Here is a 435-nt window from a genome sequence, read left to right on the forward strand (position 1 = left end):
CTTTAGAAGCATCTTGCTCGTTGCCATCAGAAAGTCGAATCGGTAACTCATCTACAATCAGACGATATGACTGCTCTTTGCCATCCGGCAAATTGGTGCTTTTGGTTAAGCGAAGCATATGCTTCTCACCTGCTTTAATTTTAGCTACAGGCGGGCTTGGTATAATTTCTGATTGCTCACTATAGTTATCTTTTAAGCCATCTTGATTCCATTTAAATACCCGAATTTGCACCATTGCATCGGTCTTACCCGTATTTTGAAGCCAAACCGCAGTTGCCTTTTCATTGGCTTCAATTTTTGGATAAATCGGCCAAATTAGAAAAGTTGCTTGTGCCATCACAGGTGTAACAAGTGATAATGTACTTGCAAATAAAAAAGATTTTAAAATGCCATTTTTAATAAATGCAGAATTGTTCATACAAATCACCATGTAAT

Annotated in this window: 1 pseudogene; it reads right to left on the minus strand. The window is 37.5% G+C overall.

Features of this window, described 5'->3' with window-relative positions:
- Positions 1-430: pseudogene (gene csuC, locus MPC4_RS03655) on the minus strand (Csu fimbrial biogenesis chaperone CsuC); the annotation flags it as partial.
- Positions 431-435 lie beyond the last annotated feature (5 nt).

It is taken from the genome of Methylocella tundrae (assembly GCF_901905185.1).
Taxonomy (GTDB): Bacteria; Pseudomonadota; Alphaproteobacteria; order Rhizobiales; family Beijerinckiaceae; genus Methylocapsa; species Methylocapsa tundrae.